At 70.5% G+C, this 19185-nt stretch carries 18 protein-coding genes; 8 read left to right on the top strand and 10 right to left on the bottom strand.

Translation table 11 applies throughout. The features are described from left to right. Nucleotides 1-4: 4 nt before the first annotated feature. Both HH310_RS18675 and HH310_RS18680 read right to left on the bottom strand, forming a co-directional pair. Nucleotides 5-1267, bottom strand: coding sequence for an ABC transporter substrate-binding protein (locus HH310_RS18675; RefSeq protein WP_169176855.1), 1263 nt, complete (start codon nt 1265-1267; stop codon nt 5-7). A 110-nt stretch (nt 1268-1377) separates the two neighbouring features. After that, on the bottom strand, nt 1378-2391 hold the full coding sequence (locus tag HH310_RS18680; protein WP_169176856.1) for a LacI family DNA-binding transcriptional regulator: 1014 nt from the start codon (nt 2389-2391) through the stop codon (nt 1378-1380). A gap of 204 nt (nt 2392-2595) precedes the next feature. Here HH310_RS18680 and HH310_RS18685 point away from each other — a divergent pair, with 204 nt between their 5' ends. Then, nucleotides 2596-3774, top strand: a complete 1179-nt coding sequence (locus tag HH310_RS18685; protein WP_169176857.1) for a hypothetical protein — start codon at nt 2596-2598, stop codon at nt 3772-3774. A gap of 5 nt (nt 3775-3779) precedes the next feature. On the opposite strand, the gene HH310_RS18690 is transcribed toward HH310_RS18685, so the two are convergent. After that, the gene (locus tag HH310_RS18690) at nt 3780-4214 is read right to left on the bottom strand and encodes a PPOX class F420-dependent oxidoreductase (protein WP_169176858.1); all 435 of its coding nucleotides are present in this window, start codon (nt 4212-4214) and stop codon (nt 3780-3782) included. A gap of 150 nt (nt 4215-4364) precedes the next feature. Here HH310_RS18690 and HH310_RS18695 point away from each other — a divergent pair, with 150 nt between their 5' ends. Then, complete coding sequence (locus HH310_RS18695; protein WP_169176859.1) at nt 4365-5288, top strand: phosphotransferase; 924 nt, start codon at nt 4365-4367, stop codon at nt 5286-5288. 3 nt (nt 5289-5291) lie between these two features. On the opposite strand, the gene HH310_RS18700 is transcribed toward HH310_RS18695, so the two are convergent. After that, nucleotides 5292-5819, bottom strand: a complete 528-nt coding sequence (locus tag HH310_RS18700) for a hypothetical protein (RefSeq protein WP_169176860.1) — start codon at nt 5817-5819, stop codon at nt 5292-5294. A 102-nt stretch (nt 5820-5921) separates the two neighbouring features. Here HH310_RS18700 and HH310_RS18705 point away from each other — a divergent pair, with 102 nt between their 5' ends. Further along, a complete protein-coding gene (locus tag HH310_RS18705; RefSeq protein ID WP_169176861.1) occupies nt 5922-6983 on the top strand; it encodes a sensor histidine kinase in 1062 nt (353 codons plus the stop codon). Continuing rightward, nucleotides 6980-7630, top strand: coding sequence for a response regulator transcription factor (locus tag HH310_RS18710; protein WP_169176862.1), 651 nt, complete (start codon nt 6980-6982; stop codon nt 7628-7630). Before HH310_RS18705 ends, HH310_RS18710 begins: the two co-directional genes overlap by 4 nt. Here the strand turns inward: HH310_RS18710 and HH310_RS18715 are convergent. Together HH310_RS18715 and HH310_RS18720 are read right to left on the bottom strand one after the other, a co-directional pair. After that, nucleotides 7627-8121 carry a VOC family protein gene (locus tag HH310_RS18715; RefSeq protein ID WP_169176863.1) on the bottom strand — a complete coding sequence of 165 codons (495 nt, stop codon included), beginning with the start codon at nt 8119-8121 and terminating at the stop codon, nt 7627-7629. The genes HH310_RS18710 and HH310_RS18715 overlap by 4 nt on opposite strands. 15 nt (nt 8122-8136) lie before the next feature. Next, nucleotides 8137-8955, bottom strand: coding sequence for a maleylpyruvate isomerase family mycothiol-dependent enzyme (locus HH310_RS18720; RefSeq protein ID WP_248294136.1), 819 nt, complete (start codon nt 8953-8955; stop codon nt 8137-8139). Between the two features lie 104 nt (nt 8956-9059). Here HH310_RS18720 and HH310_RS18725 point away from each other — a divergent pair, with 104 nt between their 5' ends. Then, nucleotides 9060-9518 carry a MarR family winged helix-turn-helix transcriptional regulator gene (locus HH310_RS18725; RefSeq protein WP_169176864.1) on the top strand — a complete coding sequence of 153 codons (459 nt, stop codon included), beginning with the start codon at nt 9060-9062 and terminating at the stop codon, nt 9516-9518. 36 nt (nt 9519-9554) lie between these two features. Further along, nucleotides 9555-10442, top strand: coding sequence for an erythromycin esterase family protein (locus HH310_RS18730; protein ID WP_248294137.1), 888 nt, complete (start codon nt 9555-9557; stop codon nt 10440-10442). Here the strand turns inward: HH310_RS18730 and HH310_RS18735 are convergent. Continuing rightward, nucleotides 10439-12154 (bottom strand): SulP family inorganic anion transporter, encoded by a 1716-nt coding sequence (locus HH310_RS18735; RefSeq protein ID WP_169176866.1) that lies wholly within the window; start codon nt 12152-12154, stop codon nt 10439-10441. The two genes, HH310_RS18730 and HH310_RS18735, sit on opposite strands and share 4 nt — an antisense overlap. A 105-nt stretch (nt 12155-12259) precedes the next feature. Here HH310_RS18735 and HH310_RS18740 point away from each other — a divergent pair, with 105 nt between their 5' ends. Both HH310_RS18740 and HH310_RS18745 read left to right on the top strand, forming a co-directional pair. After that, nucleotides 12260-12571, top strand: coding sequence for a PadR family transcriptional regulator (locus HH310_RS18740; RefSeq protein ID WP_169176867.1), 312 nt, complete (start codon nt 12260-12262; stop codon nt 12569-12571). Between the two features lie 14 nt (nt 12572-12585). After that, the gene (locus HH310_RS18745; RefSeq protein ID WP_169176868.1) at nt 12586-13233 is read left to right on the top strand and encodes a hypothetical protein; all 648 of its coding nucleotides are present in this window, start codon (nt 12586-12588) and stop codon (nt 13231-13233) included. On the opposite strand, the gene HH310_RS18750 is transcribed toward HH310_RS18745, so the two are convergent. From HH310_RS18750 to HH310_RS18760, 3 genes are all read right to left on the bottom strand, one after another. Beyond that, on the bottom strand, nt 13180-14208 hold the full coding sequence (locus tag HH310_RS18750) for a LacI family DNA-binding transcriptional regulator (RefSeq protein ID WP_248294138.1): 1029 nt from the start codon (nt 14206-14208) through the stop codon (nt 13180-13182). The two genes, HH310_RS18745 and HH310_RS18750, sit on opposite strands and share 54 nt — an antisense overlap. A 57-nt stretch (nt 14209-14265) precedes the next feature. After that, nucleotides 14266-15993, bottom strand: a complete 1728-nt coding sequence (locus tag HH310_RS18755) for a discoidin domain-containing protein (RefSeq protein ID WP_169176869.1) — start codon at nt 15991-15993, stop codon at nt 14266-14268. Between the two features lie 445 nt (nt 15994-16438). Beyond that, nucleotides 16439-19150: a bifunctional diguanylate cyclase/phosphodiesterase gene (locus HH310_RS18760; protein ID WP_169176870.1), complete on the bottom strand. Its 2712-nt coding sequence runs from the start codon at nt 19148-19150 to the stop codon at nt 16439-16441. Nucleotides 19151-19185: the final 35 nt, after the last annotated feature.

Consider the following 19185-nt stretch of genomic DNA (forward strand, 5'->3'; position numbering starts at 1 on the left):
TCAACTACTTCTTGGCGAACTGCTGCGCGGCGGCGGCGAGCGCCTTCTGCAGCGCGGCGGCGTCCTGCTTGGTGGAGTAGGCGCCCATCGCCGAGTTGGCGGCGCCCTGCCAGCCCTGCGAGCAGGCCGATCCGTGCGCACACGACGGCACCTGGGTCGCGGACTTCCAGTCGGCCATGGCCGCCTGCTGGTACTTCGGGTAGTCGGCGGGCGCGGCGTCGGTACGGGCCGGGATCGAGCCCTTCTTGGTGTTGAACGCCTTCTGACCGTCGGCCGACCCGACCGTCTTCAGCCAGCACTTGGTGCCCTCGGCGTTCTTGGCGCCCTTCGGCAGCACGAACGAGTCGGCCAGCCACTGGAACGTGGTGCCGTTGCCCGGGAAGGTGAACCAGGCGTAGTCCTGGAAGCCCTTGGCGTCGAGGTCGGCGGCCTCCCAGTCACCCATCAGCTGGTACGCGGCCTTGCCGTCCATGACCAGCTTCTCGGCGTCGGTCCAGTCCAGGGCGTCGCGGTCGGTGTTGGTGTAGCTGAGCAGCTTGGTGAAGTCGCCGATCGCCTTGGTGACGTCCGGGCCGGCCCAGTCGGTCGAGCCGTTCCACAGCCCGGTGAACTTCTCCGCACCGAGGTCGGAGATCAGCACCGACTCGAACAGCATGAGCTGCGTCCAGTCCTTGCCCAGGGCCAGCGGCGACTGCACACCCTTGGCCTTCACCTTGTCCAAGTCGGCGATGAAGGCGGCCAGGTCGGTCGGGTCGGACGTGATGCCCGCGTCGGTGACGACCTTCTTGTTCGTCCACACCACGTTGGCCCGGTGGATGTTCGCCGGCACCGAGTAGATCTTGCCGTCCACCGTGAGGTTCTGGATCAGGCCGGGCGGGAACGCCTGCTTGAGGCCCCAGGTGTCGTAGTCGGCGCTGAGGTCCTCGACCTGACCGGCGTTGATGTAATCGGAGAGTTCGGCACCGGCGTGCGCCTGGAACGTGTCCGGCGGATCGCCCTGCTGCAACCGGGACGCGAGCACCGTCTTCGCGTTGGCGCCGGCACCGCCCGCGACCGCGCCGTTCACGAATTCCTGGCCCGCGCAGTCCTTGCCGAACTGCGAGACGAGACCGTCCAGGCCGGCCTTCTCACCGCCGTCGGCCCACCACGTGAAGACCTCGACCTTGGTGGAGCCGGAGCCTCCGTCGTCGCTGCCGCCACAGGCCGACGCGGTGAGCAACGCGGCGACCCCGACGACGGCGACAGCCGCCCTCTTCCCCCAGCGCATGGTTATCTCCCATCGAGACATTGACATCGATGTCACATAAGCTGGGGAGAACCGTGCACGGTGGACTGCCAAGAAGTCAACTGACGTGCGAAGATTTTCAGACGTAAATTTTATGGTCGTCGTTCCCCGGAGCCCCGGGGAATCACCGACGTCGAGATCACGATGGTCCGGGCCGGGCCGATGTGCCCGCTGATCCGCTCGTACGCCAACCGGGCCGCCTCCCGCCCGATAGCGCTCATGTCGTGCGCCACCACGGTCGTCCCGAGGACGTCGGCGAGGTCGAAGTCGTCGAAGCCGATCAGCGCCGGCGGGTCGGCGACATCGCGCATGGCCCGCAGCGCGCCGGTGGTCAGCCGGTTGTTCGTGGTGAAGACCGCGCTGGGCGGCCGCTCCCCGGCGAGAAGATCGCGCACGGTCTGCTCGGCGTGCCGCACATCATGGACGTCCGTACGCAGGTAGGGCTCCCACGCCGTGTTTCCGGCCGCCCGCATCGCGCCCACAAAACCGTCGATGCGCCCGCGCTGCGGTGCGACCTGGGCCAGGTCGGCAACCAAGGCAATACGACGATGCCCGTACGCCAACAGGTGCTCGCCGGCCTTCTCCGCCCCGCCCACGTTGTCGATGAGGACGGCGTCGGCGGCGAGCCCGTCCGGCGGGCGGTCCAGGAAGACGAACGGCACCCCGCGGTTGCCCTCGATCGCCAGGTATTCGTGGTCCTGGCCGCTCGGGATCACCAGCAGCGCCCGCACCCGCCGCTCGAGGAAGGCGTCGACCAGGTTGCGCTCCAGCGCGGCGTCCTCGTCGTTGTTGGCGGTGACCAGCAGCAGGCCGTGCTGACGCAGCTCGCGCTCGATGCCGCTGGCCACCGCCGAGTAGAACGGGTTGGTCAGGTCGCCGCTGACCAGGCCGACGAGCGCGCTGGTGGCGCCACGGCGAAGCTCCCGGGCGATGCCGTTGAGCCGGTACCCGAGCATGTCGGCGGCGTCGCGCACCCGGCGCCCGGTGGACGGGGCGACGTTGGGCTCACGGTTCAACGCGCGGGACGCCGTCTTGAGGCTGACACCGGCGAGGGCAGCGACCTGTGTCAGCGTCGGCCGGCGCGCGGCCGGATCGTCGGCGGACATAGTGCTCCTCGTTGCCGGGCCGGGCACTCATTATGACATCGATGTCTTCTCGACCTCGGTCCCTAGGGCCTCCGGGGTCATGTCGCGCGTCGGGAGCGATCTGGATCACGGATTGTCAAAATTGTTGACCCTTCGGCTTCGTTCGATCGGGGTACGTCAAACGGGCCATAGCTCACGATCGATCCCGATGGGCAGAATCGGGGTATGAACGCGCCTGGGGACTCCGCGTTGATCGTCGTGCTGCTCGCCGTCTTCGTCGCTTGTGCCGCGTACGCCGCGGGCCGCATTCACCAGCGGTGGCAGGCGGCGCAGGATCGCGAGGAGGCGTACCGCGACGGCTACGAGAACGGCACGAGCAATGTGTTCAGCACGGCGGTGCGCATGCTCGGCCCCAAAAGGTCGGCACGAGGCGCCGCGCCGGTGCGGACCGCTGCCGACCGGGGCCCGAGCGCAGTCCAGAACCCGAACGCAGTCCCGAACCCGAACGCAGGCTCAGGCTCGAACGGAGGCCCAGGCCCGAACGCAGGCTCAGGCCCGAACGCAGGCCCAAGCCCGAACCCGAACGCGGATCCGGGCCCGGACGAGGCAACGCCGACCGAGCCATCAGCCTCACTGGAAAAGCCAGACCAGGCGAAAAAGTACGAAAAATCGGATTTCTCCCGCGGCGTTGCCAGCGATGCTGGCGGCGCGTTGCGGGGCGGCGACAGCGATGCTGGTGGCGGGTTGCGGGGCGGCGGCAGCGATGCTTTGCGCAGGCTGCGCGGCGGCGATAGTGGTGCTGGTCGCGGGCTACCGGGCGGCGGCAGCGATGCTGGTCGCGAGCTGCAAGGCGGCGAGGCCAGCGGCCGCCGAGCGGGTTCGCCCCCAGCATTGGGTTTCCCCGCACCCCAACCCCCGCCCCCGTACGCGATCACCGAGCCGAGCGCCGTCGGCGGCGTCTTCTACCAGCGACTACGCGACCCTCGCACCATCGACGGCGAGCCGCCGGTGATGGGCGAGCGCCCGACCATGCCGCACCCCCGCACGGAAGCCGGTGCGCCAAACGCGAATCTTGACGAGTCCGGCGAAGCGAAGCGACCCGAGGTCATCAAAATTCGCGAAGGTGACGAGCCGGTAGCGAGGCGCCGGGGCGGGCACCGGGCCAAGCCGCCCGAAGAGGACACGACCATCAACCAGGCCGTGGCGACCGACAGCGAAGCCGCCGACACCCAGCCAGGCACCTCATCCGGCCGGCACACGGTGCCGGACGAACTGGTCCGGGCCACCACCTATCGACTACCCCCGGACCGGATCTTCCGGGCCAAGGTCAAGGAGAGCACCCCGCTACCGGACGAGCCGACGACCCGGCTTCCGTCCGTCCCGAAGCCCCGCGACGAGTCGTGAAACGCTCAGCGATATAACCCGTACAGCCGCTCCACCCGGATCCGGAACACCACCCGAGCGTCGGCGACCATCGCCGCGCGGAACTCGTCCCAGTCCGGGTGCTCCTTGTCGCCGGCCAGCCGGTACACATCGATCAGTTCCTCGACCGTGCCGTCGTCCGGCTCGGTGGACGGCTTGCTGACCTCGGCCGAGCCCTCGGCCACCGCGTAGCTCCAGCCGCCCGGACCGGTGACCTTCAGGCTGACCCGGGGGTCGCGGAGCGCGTTGTGCACCTTGGCCAGCGTGGCCCGCGTGGAGAATCGGATCACCCGGTCGTGACCGCCGTACGGCCCGGCGGCGTACAGGATGTCGGACAGCTGCGGCCGCCCGTTCTTCTTGATCGTGGCAAGCGTCCCGAGGTGGGTGCCGGTGACGAGACCCCACAGTTGTTGCTCAGACATGCAACGACAGTAGTGCGGCGTCCACGGTGGCCGGAAACCCACACGTTCGCTCACCATGACATCGATGTCACGAAGTGCTTGTGTTCGGCACCTGGCTGGGGTTATGTTCTTCCTGGCCAAATTCACCCATGTTGAATTGTGTTCATATCTATGCTCCCTTCCTGGGTGTCCGGGTGGTGCTCCGACCACCTCGGTTCCACGCCCGTCGACGTGCTCCACGAGTCCGTGCACATGTCCGAAGTGTTCGGCCTGCGGCTCGCCGACGGCCGCCTGGTCGCGGTGAAGTCCCGTGCGTCACAGAACGGGCGCGAGGCCACCTGCATCGAGGTGCAGCGTTTCCTTTCGGCCGAGGGTTTTCCGGCGGCCGCCCCGCTGACCGGTGTGTCGGTGGAGGCCGGCCGGGCCACGCACGCCGAGGAATGGCGGCCGGGCGGCACGCTGCGGCGCGGCGACGACCCGGCCACCGCCCGCCTGTTCGCGCGGCTGCTGGCGCGTCTGACCACGTTGGCCGCGGACATCCAGGTGGGCGGCAAAGAACCGGGTGCGATCCAGCCGCCGCTGCCGAACCCGGAGTGGACCCGCTGGGACCACGACGGCCCCGGCGTCTGGCCGTTCCCCGGCGACCGCGACCACCTGATCCCGGTGCTGGTCGCCGACGCGGCGCAACGCATCCGGGACCGTCTCGCCGTCGTCTACCTGCCGCGCGTGCTGGGCCACGCCGACTGGGAGACGCAGAACATGCGCTGGCACGGCGACGAGCCGTGGATCGTGCACGACTGGGACAGCCTGGCGTGGCTGCCCGAGGCCGCGATAGCGGGCGCGGCGTCCGGCGCGTTCGCCAGCGCCGAGGTTCCGACGCTGGCGCCGGTGGCCAGCTCGGTTGCGTTCCTGGAGGAGTACCAGCGGCGGCGCGGCCGGCGCTTCGACGACAACGAGATCGAGGTCGCCTGGGCCGCGAGCCTGTGGCTGGCCCTGCACAACGCCCGCGGCGAGGCGGTGCGCGGCGAGCCCGCGGTGGCGCTGGCCGCCGTCCAGGACCAGGCCGAGCAGCGCCTGGAACTCGCGGGGGCGTAGCGCCTAGGTGAGCTCCCGCCAGAACCCGACCGTCACGGGCCGCGCCACCGACGACGCCGCACCCAGGCCGAATTCGCGGAACAGCCAGTCGTCCAGGTCGGCCCCGTAATACACCACGTCGGTCTGATAGATCGACAGCACCGGATGCGCTCGCGGCCCACCCGGCAGGTAGCGGTGCGAATAGACCGGGACCATCCGCGGCACCGTCATCAGGTACCGCCGCGCCACCGCCGCGGCCGCCTCGTCCCCGGCCGGGCGCGCACCCCACCCCTCGTACCAGAAGGAATTCTCGGCGACGTCGAACAGGACGCCCTCGATCGGCCAGGCCAGCCGGTCGCGCAGGGCCGTGCGGTCCGGGTCGCGCCAGTCCGGCCAGCCCCGGCCGGTGGGCACGCCGGCCGCGAGGAAGCCACGATGATCGGGGGCGAAGGTGAAGCCGAACTCGCGCTCGATCGCGTCCAGCTCGGTTACGGTGAGCCCGGCGGCGATGGGGAAACGGCCGGAGGCGGCAAGTAGTTCCGCAGCGGTCACGCGCATACCTTATTTGGTGTACGCCGTACTCGGGAGGTGGCCATGGAGGTGACCGCCGCCGGACGACGCGCCGCCCTGCCCCGGGCCCTTAGCGTCCCGGCCATGACCAGATTCATCGCACCCGCATTGACCCTGATCGGCGTGCCGGTCGGTCTCGTGGCCACCGGCGGCAACACGCAGACGGTGATGACTTTGTCACTGGCCGTCTGGCTTGCTGTTCTTGCTTTCTTCGTACGGCGTTGGCCGCTCACCGTCGCGATCATCTCCCTGTTGTCCGTGGCTGCGTTCCGGACGGCCGACCTGATCGGGTCCGGCTGGGTCTGGCCCGCCACGGCGGCGTTCGTCGCGCTGGCCCTGGCCGGCCGGCTACGCGCCGCGATCGTCACCGCCCTCGTCGCGTTGACCTTCGGCTTCGCGTGGGACGCCTTCACCGCTCTCGACCATGGACCGGAGTGGGCCCTGGTGCACGTCGGCGGCGAGAAACTGTGGCTGGTGGCGGTGCTGGCAGCCGGCGTGGCGTACCGGAACAACCTGCGCTGGCGTGACGAGCTGGCCCACCGCCTGGCCGAGGACGGCCGGCGACGCCGGGCCGAGGAGCGCGTGGAGATCGCGCGCGATCTGCACGACGTGGTGTCGCACACGCTGGCCGTGGTGGGCGTGCACCTGAACGTGGCGCTGGACGCGTTCGACGCGGACCCGGCCGAGGCGCGCGAGTCGCTCAAGCTGGCTCAGGACGTCCGGGGCCGGGCGATGACCGACCTGAAGTCGCTGGTGGACGTGCTGCACGACGGCCCGGTGGCCGGCCTGGACGGCTTGGACCGCCTGGTCGAGCAGGTGCGCTCCCCCGGGCTTTCGGTGTCGCTCAACGAGTTCGGCGAACGCGCCGACGTGGCCGCGCCGGTGGCGACCGCGGTGTTCCGGGTGGTGCAGGAGTCGCTGACCAACACGGTCCGGCACGCGTCGGCCTCGCACGTCACCGTGACGATCCGGTATGCGGCGGCCGGCGTGGTGGTGGACGTGCGCGACGACGGGCACGGCGCGGACGCGATGGTCGACGGCAACGGGATCACCGGCATGCGCGGCCGGGTGGCGGCGCTGGGCGGGGCGCTCACGGCCGGTCCGGCGGACGGCGGATTCCAGGTACGGGCGACGATCCCGCAATGACGATCTCCGTGCTTCTCGCCGACGACCAGCATCTCGTACGGGCCGGATTCCGGAGTTTGCTCCGGCGCGATCGGGACATCGCGGTCGTCGGCGAGGCCGGCACCGGCGACGAGGCCGTGCGGGCCGCCCGCGACCTGCGGCCGGACGTGATCCTGATGGACATCCGGATGCCCGGCATGGACGGCATCACGGCGACGAAGGAGATCCTCGCCTTCTGCGACGCCCGGATCATCATCCTGACGACGTTCGAGACCGACGAGTACGTGTTCGCGGCGCTGGCGGCCGGGGCGAGCGGCTTCCTGACCAAGGAGATCGATCCGGACGGGCTGCGCCGGGCGGTGCGCGTGGTGGCCGACGGTGACGCCCTGCTCTCGCCGAGCGTCACCCGCCGCGTGGTCGGCCAGTTCGCGCACCGCCCGGTCCCGGCGGCGGCAACCGACGGGGGAAACCGCCTGGCCGTGTTGACCGAGCGGGAACGTGAGGTGGTCCGCCTGGTGGCGACCGGCCTGTCCAACGACGACATCGCCCGCGAGCTGGTGATCAGCCCGCTGACCGCGAAGACGCACATCACCCGGGCGATCACCAAGCTGGGCGTCCGGGACCGCGTCCAGCTGGTGATCATCGCCTTCGAGGACGGCCTGGTTTAGAGGACCTTGGTGCCGTACATCTCGCCGAGCGGGTCGGCCAGCAGTTCCAGCCGGGCGCCGTCCGGGTCGCGGAAGTAGATCGAGGTGCCGCTCTCCTCCTCGTACGGCACGCCCGCGGCGTCCAGCTTGCCGCGCAGGTGCCGCCACCGCTCCGGGGTGACCGAGATGGCGATGTGGTGCAAACCCCCTAACACCTCCGCGTACGGGCCGAGGTCGAGCCCGGGCAGGTCGAAGAACGCGAGCAGGTTGCCGTTGCCGATGTCGAAGAAGAAGTGGTTCGAGCCCGGGTAGTCCCGGTTCTCGAAGATCTCGGTCAGCGGGAACTCGAGCACGCCCTGGTAGAAGTCGATGGTCCGGCGCACGTCGGCGCAGATCAGCGCGAAGTGGTGCAGGCCGCGAGCGCTCGACGGCGGTCGCTGCGGCGCCTCCCGCAGATAGTCGTCCCGGATACGGTCGCGTTCGGCTGCGATGGCCTCGAGGTCGATCGTCACGGCCTGCCCTCTCACTTAAATTCTGAAAAACCCTCCGAGGAACTTATGCGCCAACTCTCGGTCACCGCGTGCGGTCCCCGCGTTCGTACGCCCGTACGCGGTCAGCACGAAGCTCCCCGGATCGAACTCGATGGCACACGACAGGTCGTCGATCGGCCCGGCCGTGGTCGCGGCACCCTCGGGCCCGACCGCCACCCGGGTGTCGCCGGCGTTCGCGCCCGAGGTGATCCGGATGCCCAGCTCGATCGGCTCGGTGTCCGGCCCGACCACCGGGGTCGACGCCCACAGCACGTAACACAGCGGGACGAGAAGGTCCGCCGAGCGCGCCTCCAACGCGTGCGGCTTCCCGACGCCCTGCCGGATGTCCCAGCTGTGCACCGCGTAGTCGACGAGCTGGAAGACCGGGTAGAAGGGCACCGGCAGCGGACCCATGTACTTGTGCGGGACCAGCAGACCGGCCCAGTCCCCCTCGGTCAGATCCTCGGTGATGCCCAGCATCCGCTCGAACGCCAGAGCGAGCCGGTCCAGCGCCTCCTTGCGTTCCAGGGCCCGGAACTGCCGCGCGCCCCGGTCGACGTGCGCCGCCATGTCGCGCAACGGCACTGATTCGGGCGGGTTCGTGCCCTTGCGGGCCGCGTCGAAGCCCACGAAGTAGGTCTCGGTGGTGTCGATCAGGTGCCCGAACACGTCGCGCACCTGCCAGTCGCCGGCGCCGGTCGGGGCCATCCAGGTCTCCGGCTCCTCGGCGAGGGCGAACATGCCGGCCGCCTCCCGGCGTACGGCTTCGAGAAGATTGGCCTTGCTCTCGTAGCTCATGAAATTCCACGCACTCATCGAAAGCCTCCGCACAGAGGTCCGCTGGAGCGAAAGTGGTTGCCGTGGCAACCACATTCCTCCGACACCGGGCCCACGTCAACCACCGGCCGTACGATGCGGGAGTGACCACCGACGTCCGCTGGCTCGACGCCGGCCAGCAACGAGCGTGGCGGGGCTTCCTGGATCTGCATGCCAAGCTCGCGGCGAAGCTGAACCGCGACCTGCAACGCACCTCGGGTCTCAGCCTCGCCGACTACGACGTGCTCGTGCACCTGACCGACGTGCCGGACGGCCGGCTGCGCGCCTTCGAGCTGGGCGAGGGACTGCAGTGGGACAAGAGCCGGGTGTCCAAACAGGTCGCGCGGCTCGCCGACCGGGGCATGGTGGCCAAGGAGGCGTGCCCGGAGGACCGCCGCGGGGCGTACGTGGTGCTCACCGACGCCGGGCGGGCGGCGATCGAGGCGGCCGCGCCGGCCCACGTCGAGCTCGTCCACCAGATCGTGTTCGACACCCTGACGCCCCGGCAGATCCGCGAGTGGGCGGTGATCAGCGCCGCGGTTCTGCGACGGCTCGACGGCTAAGTCTCAACCGTTGGTTCAACGATACGGTTCATGGGCATGACAGCCTTGAAACTGCTCGCGCTGGGCGAGCTCGAGCCGCGCAACGATCTCTTCCGGGAGCTCGTCGAACGCGACGGCTACCGGACGATCGCGGTCGAGAGCGACTGCCTGATGGGCCTGGTCACCGACGACTACGTCACGTCCGGCATCGGCACGCTCGACGAGGTCATGACGCGTGGTTTCAGCCATCCGGACCTCGGCACGTCCGACGCCAACCGCGAGCTGGTGCGCTGGATGCACGCGTACAACGAGGGCCGGCCGGCCGCGGACCGGGTGCGTTTCGCCGGCTTCGACGGCCCGCTGGAGATCACCGCCGGCGCCAGCCCGCGGCAGGCGCTCACCACGCTGCACGGCTACCTCACCGCCCGGGTGGACGCCGGCCTGCTGCCCGCCACCGCGGAAACGCTCGACGGCCTGCTCGGCGCCGATGAGCGGTGGACCGAGCCCGGCGCGATGTGGGATCCGTCGGCCTCGGTGGGGCGCACGGCCGAGGCCCGCGAGCTGCGGCTGCTCGCCGACGACCTGGCGGCGCTGCTGGACGCGCAGACGCCCCACCTGATCGCCACGTCCACCCCGGAGGAATGGGACCGGGCCCGCCTGTACGCCCGTACGGCCACCGGGCTGCTGCGGTACCACTTCTGGGTGGCCGACACGTCCCCGAGCCGCTTCAACTGGCTGCTGTTCGTGCGGGCGTCGATGATGGCCGCGAACCTCCTCGCGATCGCCGAGCGAGGTCCGGCGCTGGTGCACGCCCACCTGGCGCACCTCCAGCTCAACGTGAGCAGCATGCGGATGGGCGGCCCGCCGCTGCGATGGTGGAGCGCCGGGGCGATCGCCGCGGCCCACCTCGGCGAGGGCTACGCCGTTCTGGACGTTCCCGGCTAATTCTGGTCGGTCGCCGGTTGCCAGTCGACGTCGTGCTGGGCGCGATAGGCCGCGACCGCGTCCTCGATGGTGGGGCTGAAGCGGTCGATGGCCGGGCTCAGCCGGTAGCGTTCGATCTTCTGCTGGACCGGGGTCTTCATCTCCGCGAACACCAGCGAGACGCCGCGAGCGTTCAACGCCTCGTCCAGTTCGGCGAGCATGTCCGAGGCCGTGGTGTCGATGTCCGTGATGGGTTCGGCGGCGACCACGATCCAGCGCACCCGCGGATCCTCCCGGGCCACCCGCTCGATCTCGGCGCGGAACACCCGCGCGTTGGCGAAGATCAGCGGCGCGTCGAAGCGGAACAGCACGAGTCCGGGCAGCCGCTCGGCGTCCGGGTAGACCCGCACGTCGTGGTAGCCCGGCACGCCGGCGGCTCGACCCAGCGTCGTCTGGTACGGCCACCAGACCCGGCGGAACACGTTGAGGACGGACAGGGTGACCGCCACCGCGATACCGGGCAGGACGCCGAGCAGGGCCACGCCGAGGAACGCCGCCATCGAGACGCCGAACTCGGTGCGCCGCTGCCGCCACAACTGGGCGGTTCCGGCGAGGTCGGCGAGCATCAGCGACGCGGCGATGACCACCGCGGCCAGGGCCGGCTGCGGCAGGTCCTGCAGCAGACCGGGGAAGAACAGCAGCATCAGCAGGATGAGGGCGGCGCCGACGATGCCGGTCAGCTGGCTGCGGGCTCCGGACTGGACGGCCACCGCCGTACGGGAACCGCTGGTGCTGACCGGGAAGCCCTGGAAGAACGAGGCCGCGATGTTGGCCGCGCCGATGCCGATCATCTCCTGGTTGCCGTGCACCTGCTGGCCGGCGCGGGCGGCGAAGACCGACGCCGTCGAGATGGTGTCGGTCAGCGACACCAGCGTGATGCCGAGGGCTCCGACGACCAGCAGCCAGAGCTGGTCCCACGACGCGTGCGGCAGGGTGAACGGCGGCAGCCCCTGCGGCAACGGGCCGACCAGGTCCACGCCGCGGTCGCCGAGCTGGAACGCCCAGGTCACCGCGATCGACAGCACCACCGCGACGAGGATCGCGGGGATCTTGGGCAGCAGCCGTTGCAGGACCAGGATCAGCGCCAGCGCGAAGAGGCCGACGGCGAGCGCGGCGGGCACGATCTCGGAGTGCGCGACGCCGCGGACGAACGCGGTGAACTCGTCGATCAGGCCGTCCGCGTCGGTCGAGAACCCGCACAGCTTGGCCAGCTGGCCGACCAGGATCGTCACGGCCAGGCCGTTCATGTAGCCGAGGCGGGTCGGCTTGGAGAGCAGGTCGGAGATGAAGCCGAGCTTGGCGACGCCGGCGATGGTCATGGTGATCCCGACCAGCAGGCCGAGCATCGACGCGAGGGCGATCGCGACGCCCGGGTCGCCGCCCGAGCCGGCGATCGGGACGATCACCGCGGCGATCATCGGGCCCAGCGACGAGTCCGGGCCCAGTACGAGCACCCTGGAGGGTCCGAAGACCGCGTAGCCGAGCAGGCAGAGCACGGTGGTGTACAGGCCGGTGATCGCGGGCAGGCCGGCCAGCTCCGCGTACGCCATCCCTTGTGGGACGAGCAGCGTGGACAGCACGAGACCGGCGATCAGGTCCTTGGCCAGCCAGCTGCGCTTGTACGCCGACGCCGCGCGGACCGCGGGTACCCAACGTCCCAGCCCATCACCCATGGCGCCAGTCAGCCATGCCGCCGTTCGCGGTTCCTCATTCCCAGCGGGTGAAACGGCCGATGTGGCCCTTGCGCACTAACTCTATCTAGGTAGATATTGAGGGGCATGGTGCGCGTACGACGTCCGTCCCCGCAGACCGCCGCGGTGCTGAGCACGCTGGCCGCGGCGGGTGCGGGGTGGAGCCACGGCTACGACCTCTGCCGCGTTCTCGGGCTGAAGGCGGGCACGGTCTACCCGATCCTGATCCGGCTCGCCGAGCGTGGGCTGGTGGAGACGTCGTGGGAGACCGGCCCGCCGCGCGGGCGCCCGGCCCGGCATCGGTACCGGCTGAGCCCGGACGGCGCCGAGCTGGCCCGCGCCCTAGCCGAGCCTTCGCCCGCGCGTGCCGTCGCCCGAGTCGTCCCGCGGACGACCTGACCAGGAGGCCTCCGATGCTCGACATGTGGCAGCTCCTGCTCGACCTGGCCACCGCCGGCCTGCCGGAAAGGCGCCGCGCGTGGGGCTCCGCCCTGCGGGCCGAGCTCGCGGCGATCGAACCGCGGGCCGAACGGCGCCGGTTCGCCCTCGGCGGCGCCTGGGCCGCCCTGCGGTCCGGGCTGCCCGGTGGCGCGTGGATGCTGGTCGGCGGGGTTGCGCTCGCCGTCGCGGGCGGCACCTTCGCCGCCTCGCGCTGGTCGCTCGCACACGGCGCCGGCGGCATCCTCGGCTTCTGGATGACCACCCCGAGCGTGCTGCTGTGCGTCGTCGCGCTCGTCGCCGCGTGGCGCACCCGGTCGTTCGGCTCCGGGCTGCGCACCGGGGCGCTGGCCGCGCTCGCCGCGCTGCTGGCGGCACTCGCCGTCGGCGTTCCCGAGGCGATCGTCTGGGCCGACCGGCACGCCGGATATCTGAGCACCGGCGACGCGGTGCCGCCGACGTGGGAGTCGGCGGTACGCGACGTGCTGCGTCCGGAGTTCCTCCTCGCCATGCTGGTCTTCTGGACGCCGGCCACGGCCCTTGGCGCGGGGTTGGGGCGGCTGCGGCGCTCAGGTCGAGTCGCGGATGACCAGGGCGGGCTGGAAGGTCACCGAGCGCGGTAACCGCCCCGGCGCCGCGATGTGCGCCAGCAGCACCTCGGCCATCTCGGCGGCCATCTCCTCGACCGGCTGGCGGATCGTGGTGAGCAGCGGGCGGCAGTCCAGCGCCGCGCTGCTGTCGTCGAAGCCCACCACCGCCACGTCCTCGGGGATGCGTCGCCCGAGGTCCTGCATCGCGCGCAACGCCCCCTCGGCCATCAGGTCGTTGGCCACGAACAGACCGTCCACATCGGGGTGTTCGGCGAGCAGCCGGCGGGCGGCGGCCTCACCCCCGGCGCGGGTGAAGTCGCCCTCGATGGACGGGACGTCGGCGAAGGCCAGGGCCGCCCGGAAGCCATCGAGGCGTTCCAGGCCGGACGGGATGTCGAGCGGGCCGCTGATCGTGGCGAGCCGGCGCCGCCCGCGCTCCAGCAGATGCTCGGCGGCGAGACGGGCGCCGAGGCGCTGATCCACGTCGACGAAACTGACCGGGATCGGCGACGTGGGCCGCGCCGACACCACCGCCGGGATGCCCAGCTCGACGACCTGCCGCGGCAGCGTGTCCTGCTCGTGGCTGCTGATCAGCAGCACTCCGTCGACGTGACCCTGACGCAGATAGCGTACGACCTGGTGGTGATCGCTGGAGTCGGTGGGAATGACCACCAGGTGGATGTCGTGCGGGCGCAACGCGCCGGTGGCACCCGCGGTGATCCGGCCGAAATACGGATCGGTGAAGATCCGGTTCAGGAACGAGTGGTTGTCCGGGCGGTCCGGCTCGCTGATCACCAGGGCCACCGAGTTGGACCGGCGGGTGACCAGGCTGCGGGCGGCCACGTTCGGCACGTACCCGGTCGCGGCGATCGCGCGCTGCACCACCTCACGGATCTTCGCGTCCACACTGGGCGCGCCGTTGATCACCCGGGAGACGGTGGCGCGGGAGACACCGGCTGCCTCCGCGACCTGATCCATCGTCGGGTGCGGCCCGCCACGCTTATTCATGAGCTCCGTTCTAGAACCGGCTGGAGGCCGCGCTCGCACGCGGCCTCCAGCACTCACTCACTGGTACACGCGGACGTAGTCCACGAGCATCTGGGACGGGAACGGTGTGCTGGCGTCGATCGGGCCGGGGAAGTCGCCGCCGACCGCCAGGTTCAGGATCAGGTAGAACGGGTGGTCGTAGATCCACGGGCCGCGCGTGTTCTCCACGGTGTCCTTCGCCGCGTTGAACACGAGCCGGTTGTCCAGGTAGAACCGGATGCCCTTGCTGTCCCACTCGGCGGCCCACAGGTGGAAGTCCGACGACAGGTCGGCGCCCGCCGCGTACTTCTGGCCATAACCGCCACCCCCGTTGTACGCCGGTGCGTGCAACGTCGAGTACGCCTCGGTGGTGTTGCGGCCGAGCACCTCCATGATGTCGACCTCACCGTTGTACGGCCACGGGCGTCCGGTGAGGAAGTCGCTGCCCATCATCCAGAACGCCGGCCACAGACCGTTGCCCTTCGGAACCTTGATGCGCGCTTCGATCCGCCCGTACTGGACGCTGAATTTGTTGCTGGTGTTCATCCGCGCCGACGTGTACTGCCGTCCCTGGATGTCCTGCTTGCGGGCCTCGATGACGAGCTGGCCGGCGCCGTTCATCTGCGCGTTCTCGCTGTTCGGCGTGTAGTACTGGACCTCGCCGTTCTGCGGGACGCCCGGGTCGTACGTCCACTTCGCGGTGTCCGGCTTGCTGCCCGCGGCGCCGTTGAACTCGTCGGAGAAGACCAGCCGCGTGGCCGGGAACGTCGGGTCGGCGGGCTTGGCCGGCGGGTTCACCGGAGCGCCCCCGGTGCCGTAGACGCTGAACTCCCACAGCGAGTAGCCGTACGGGCCGCCGCGCGCGGTTCCGTACATCCGCACGTACCGCCCGGTGCCGGTGGCGTTGATGACGTCCTTGAGCCCGTCACCGGTGGTGGTGCTGAAGATCGGCTGCCAGTTGGCGTTGTCGTTCGAAACCTGGATCTGGTACGCCTTGCCGTACGCCGGATCCCATTGCAGGACGACCTGACTGATCTGTGCTGTCGCACCCAGGTCGACGGAGATCCAGCCCGGGTCCACCCAGCCGTTGGTCGAGCTCGTGGCCCAACGTGAGGCGGGGTCGTTGTCGAACGCCTTGTCCGGGCTGCACGGGTTGCAGTTGACGTCGTTCTGCCAGGTCGAGGCCGCGGCCGGCTTGTTGTACGAGAGCAGCCGCGCGGTGCCACCGGTCGGCGGCGGATCCGTGGTGCCGCCCGAGAAGACTTGGAACTCCCAGAACGAATAGCCGTAGATTTCCAGTGCACGCTGGGTGAGGTTGATCCGCACGTACCGTGCCGTGCCGCTGACGGTGATGCTCTGCTGACCACCGGTTCCGCTCGTCGTCCCGTACGCCTGTGCGTAGTTGACGCCGTCGGTGGAGAACTGGATGGTGAACGCCTTCGCGTACGCCCCTTCCCAGTTGATCGCGATGCGGCTGACACTTGTGGGCGCTCCGAGGTCGACCTGCCACCACTGGGTGCCGGAGAAGGCGCTGGCCCAGCGGGTGCCGTTGTTGCCGTCGACGGCTTCGGAGGCGAGGTAGGCGCCGGCCACCTCGGTGGACGACGCGGTCGCGGGCTTGCCTTGCGACACCACCGTCTCGGCGGCGCTGGCGCTCTGCCCGGTGGCGACGAGGAGCGAGGCGAGCAGGCCGAACAGGCCCGCACTGATCGTGGCGAAGCGGACGGGGGACCACCATCGGCGGCGGGTCCCGGCTGGGGATGTCATGGGCGACTCCAGATCGGGGGATATGCCAGAGCGGCCTGTCGGGGACCAGGCGTGAAAGCGCTCTTCGATAAGCCACTGTGAACCGCCGCATAAACCCGTGTCAATGCCTGGTAGCGCCCCGGGAAGCGCTTCCCGTGGTAGACCTCAGTTCCGGAACTCAAGCGGCGATCCGCTGGCGCAGCTCCCCACACCCGCCGACGCGCCGCCAAGGTGTGGGGATCCATCCCGCCCCCGCCGTCCGCAATCCCCACACCCTCAAGGCCCGCCCTCAGCTGTGGGGATCTACACCGCCCCCACCGTCCGCAATCGGCACACCCTCGAGCCCCGCCCTGCGGTGTGGGGATCTACACCGCCCCCACCGTCCGCAATCCCCACGCTCGCGCTCCCTACCCGCACTGTGGGAACCTGCGGCGTCTCGACCAAGCACCCTGACCGCGAAAGCTCTCTACGCGGTCAGGGCGAGGAACTGGGTGGCCTCGGCGGCAGGGAGGGGGCGGGCGAAGTAGAAGCCCTGGGCGTAGTCGCAGCCCATCTCGCGCAGCGCGGCCAGCTGGCCGTGGTCCTCGATGCCCTCGGCGACCGTGGCCATGCCCAGGCTCTTGCCCAGCTGGACGATCGTGTCGGCCAGCGCGGCGTCGTCGGTGGACGTGCCGCCCAGGCGGTCCACGAAGGAGCGGTCGATCTTCAGGGTGTCGACCGGGAAGCGGCGCAGGTACGCCAGCGACGAGTAGCCGGTGCCGAAGTCGTCGATGGCCAGGGTGACGCCCAGGGCCTTGAGGCGCTTCAGCTGGGTCAGGTTGTCGTCGGTGTCGGTCATCAGGACGCTCTCGGTCATCTCCAGGCAGAGCCGGTCGGCGGGCATGCCGGTCTCGGCCAGGACGTCGGCGACCACCTCGGCCAGGTCGCCCCGGTCGAACTGGCGCACCGACACGTTGACCGCCATCTTCAGCGGGCGAGCGCCCCACGACACGGCCTGGCGGCACGCCTCGCGCAGCACCCAGCGGCCCAGCGGGACGATCAAGCCGGTGGCCTCGGCCAGCGGGATGAACTCGCTCGGCGGGATCATCCCGCGGACCGGGTGCTGCCAGCGCACCAGCGCCTCGAAGCCGACGACCTCGTTGGTGCTCAGGTCGATGGTGGGCTGGTAGTGCAGGCGCAGCTGGCCGCGTTCCAGGGCGGCGCGCAGGTCGGCCTCCAGCTCGATCCGCGCGACCAGGCCGAGGAGCATCCCGGGGTCGTACACGGCGTAGCCGCTGCCGCCCGCCGACTTCGCCCGGTACATGGCCAGGTCGGCGTTCCGCATGAGCTGCTCGGCGGCACCGGGCGAGGCGAGCAGGCCGGCGGTGGCCAGCCCGATGCTCGCCTGCACGTGGATCTTGCCGCCGAAGCCGGCGAGGCCGCCGACGCCGCCGACGCCGCCGACGCCGCCGACGCCGGCGAGGCCGGCCAGGCCGGTGAACGGCTCGTCGAGCATCGCGATGATCCGCTCGGCCACCCGGACGGCCTCGTCCCCGCCCACCGGCGAATTGATCAGCACGGCGAACTCGTCGCCGCCGAAGCGGGCCACCACGTCCTCGTCGCGTACCGACGCGCGCAGCCGCTCTCCCACCCGCATCAGCAGCTGGTCGCCGGCCAGGTGGCCGAGGCTGTCGTTGACCTCCTTGAAGCCGTCCAGGTCGAGGAACAGCACGGTCACCTCGTCGGCCGCCGTCCGCTCGCGCAGCGCCTCGCCGACCCGCTCGCGGAACAGCGCCCGGTTCGCCAGCTGGGTCAGCGCGTCGTGGCACGCCTCGTGCACCAGCTGGTCCTGCAGCTGCTTGCGCTCGCTGATGTCGCGCGTGTTCAGCACCAGCCCACCCACACCCGGGTCGGCCAGCAGGTTCGTGATGGTGATCTCGGCCTGCCGCAGCCGGCCGTCGCGGTGACGTACCGGAAGTTCCAGGACCGTGGTCTCGTACGGGGTGCGCGCCGCCGCCCGCAGCGCGCGGGCCAGCCGCAGCCCGGACGGGACGTCCATCAGCGTGATGAGCCGGCGTCCGGTGACCTCGGCGGCCGGCCAGCCGAAGACGCGCTGCACCGACTCGCTCTGGTAGAGCACGTCGGAGGAGGGGCCGACCACGGTCACCACGTCCGAGCTCTGCTGCAGGAGCGCGTGGAAACGCTGCTCGCTGGCGAGCAATTCGGCGCTGCGGTCGTCGACCCGCCGTTCCAGCGTACGGGTGAGGTTGCGGTTCTCGCGCAGGGTGAGCAGCTGGCGGGCGATGATCAGCAGGGTCAGGACCGAGCGGAGGTAGGCGACGAACAGGTCGCCCTGGCCGGTCCGGACGTACCAGACGACCGAGATGACCACCGAGGTCAGCACGACGGCGTACGGCAGCAGGATGCCGAACGACTGGGCCGCGGAACACGGTGCGGGAGCGGCCGACGAGACCGCACTCGGCCTGGTGGCGGCGAGCAGGATCAGTGCGAACCCGGCGAACCAGCCGATGTCGGCCACGCCACCGGCCGCGTAGTCGCCGACCAGGTGCAGGTACGCGAATCCGATGTCCGAGATCGCGAACGCCACGATGCCGGCGCCGACCAGGGCGAGCTGCCCGCTGCGCCGCTGCCGGGCGAGCATGTAGATGACCATCGTGACGATCACGATGTCGCCCAGCGGGTAGGCGAGGCTGACGACCAGCGCGGCCGACGCCTTGCGCTCGGCCGCGATCAGCGGCGCGATCACGAAGATCCAGGAGACCATCACCAGCGAGGCGGCGATCATCAGACCGTCCAGAACGCTGCGTACGCGGTGCGCGAGCGCCTGACTGACGCTGGGCTGCACGAGCAGGCCGATCGGCGTGAGCACGTACATGCCGAGGTATCCGACGTCGGCGACCGACGGCAGCGCGACCGTGTCCAGGAAGATGCGGGTGCTCTGGCCGAGCCCCCAGCTCAACGCCCCGGCGCCGATGAGCGCCCAGCCCCAGCGGGCCCGCCCGGTCAACGAACGGGCGCGGAGCAGGCACGCAACCGCGGCGGCAGCCGCACCCAGGCACAGGCCGGCGCCGGCGACGTACGCTCCGGCGCCGGTGCCCATGGCCAGCGCGAACACGCTCACCAGCAGGGCGGCGACCAGGGACAGGCGCGCGGTCCACGAGGAGGTGATGGCTGCCATAACCGGCTCGATCGGGCCCGCACGGCCGTGCGTGA

Source organism: Actinoplanes sp. TBRC 11911 (assembly GCF_012933445.1).
Lineage (GTDB): Bacteria > Actinomycetota > Actinomycetes > Mycobacteriales > Micromonosporaceae > Actinoplanes.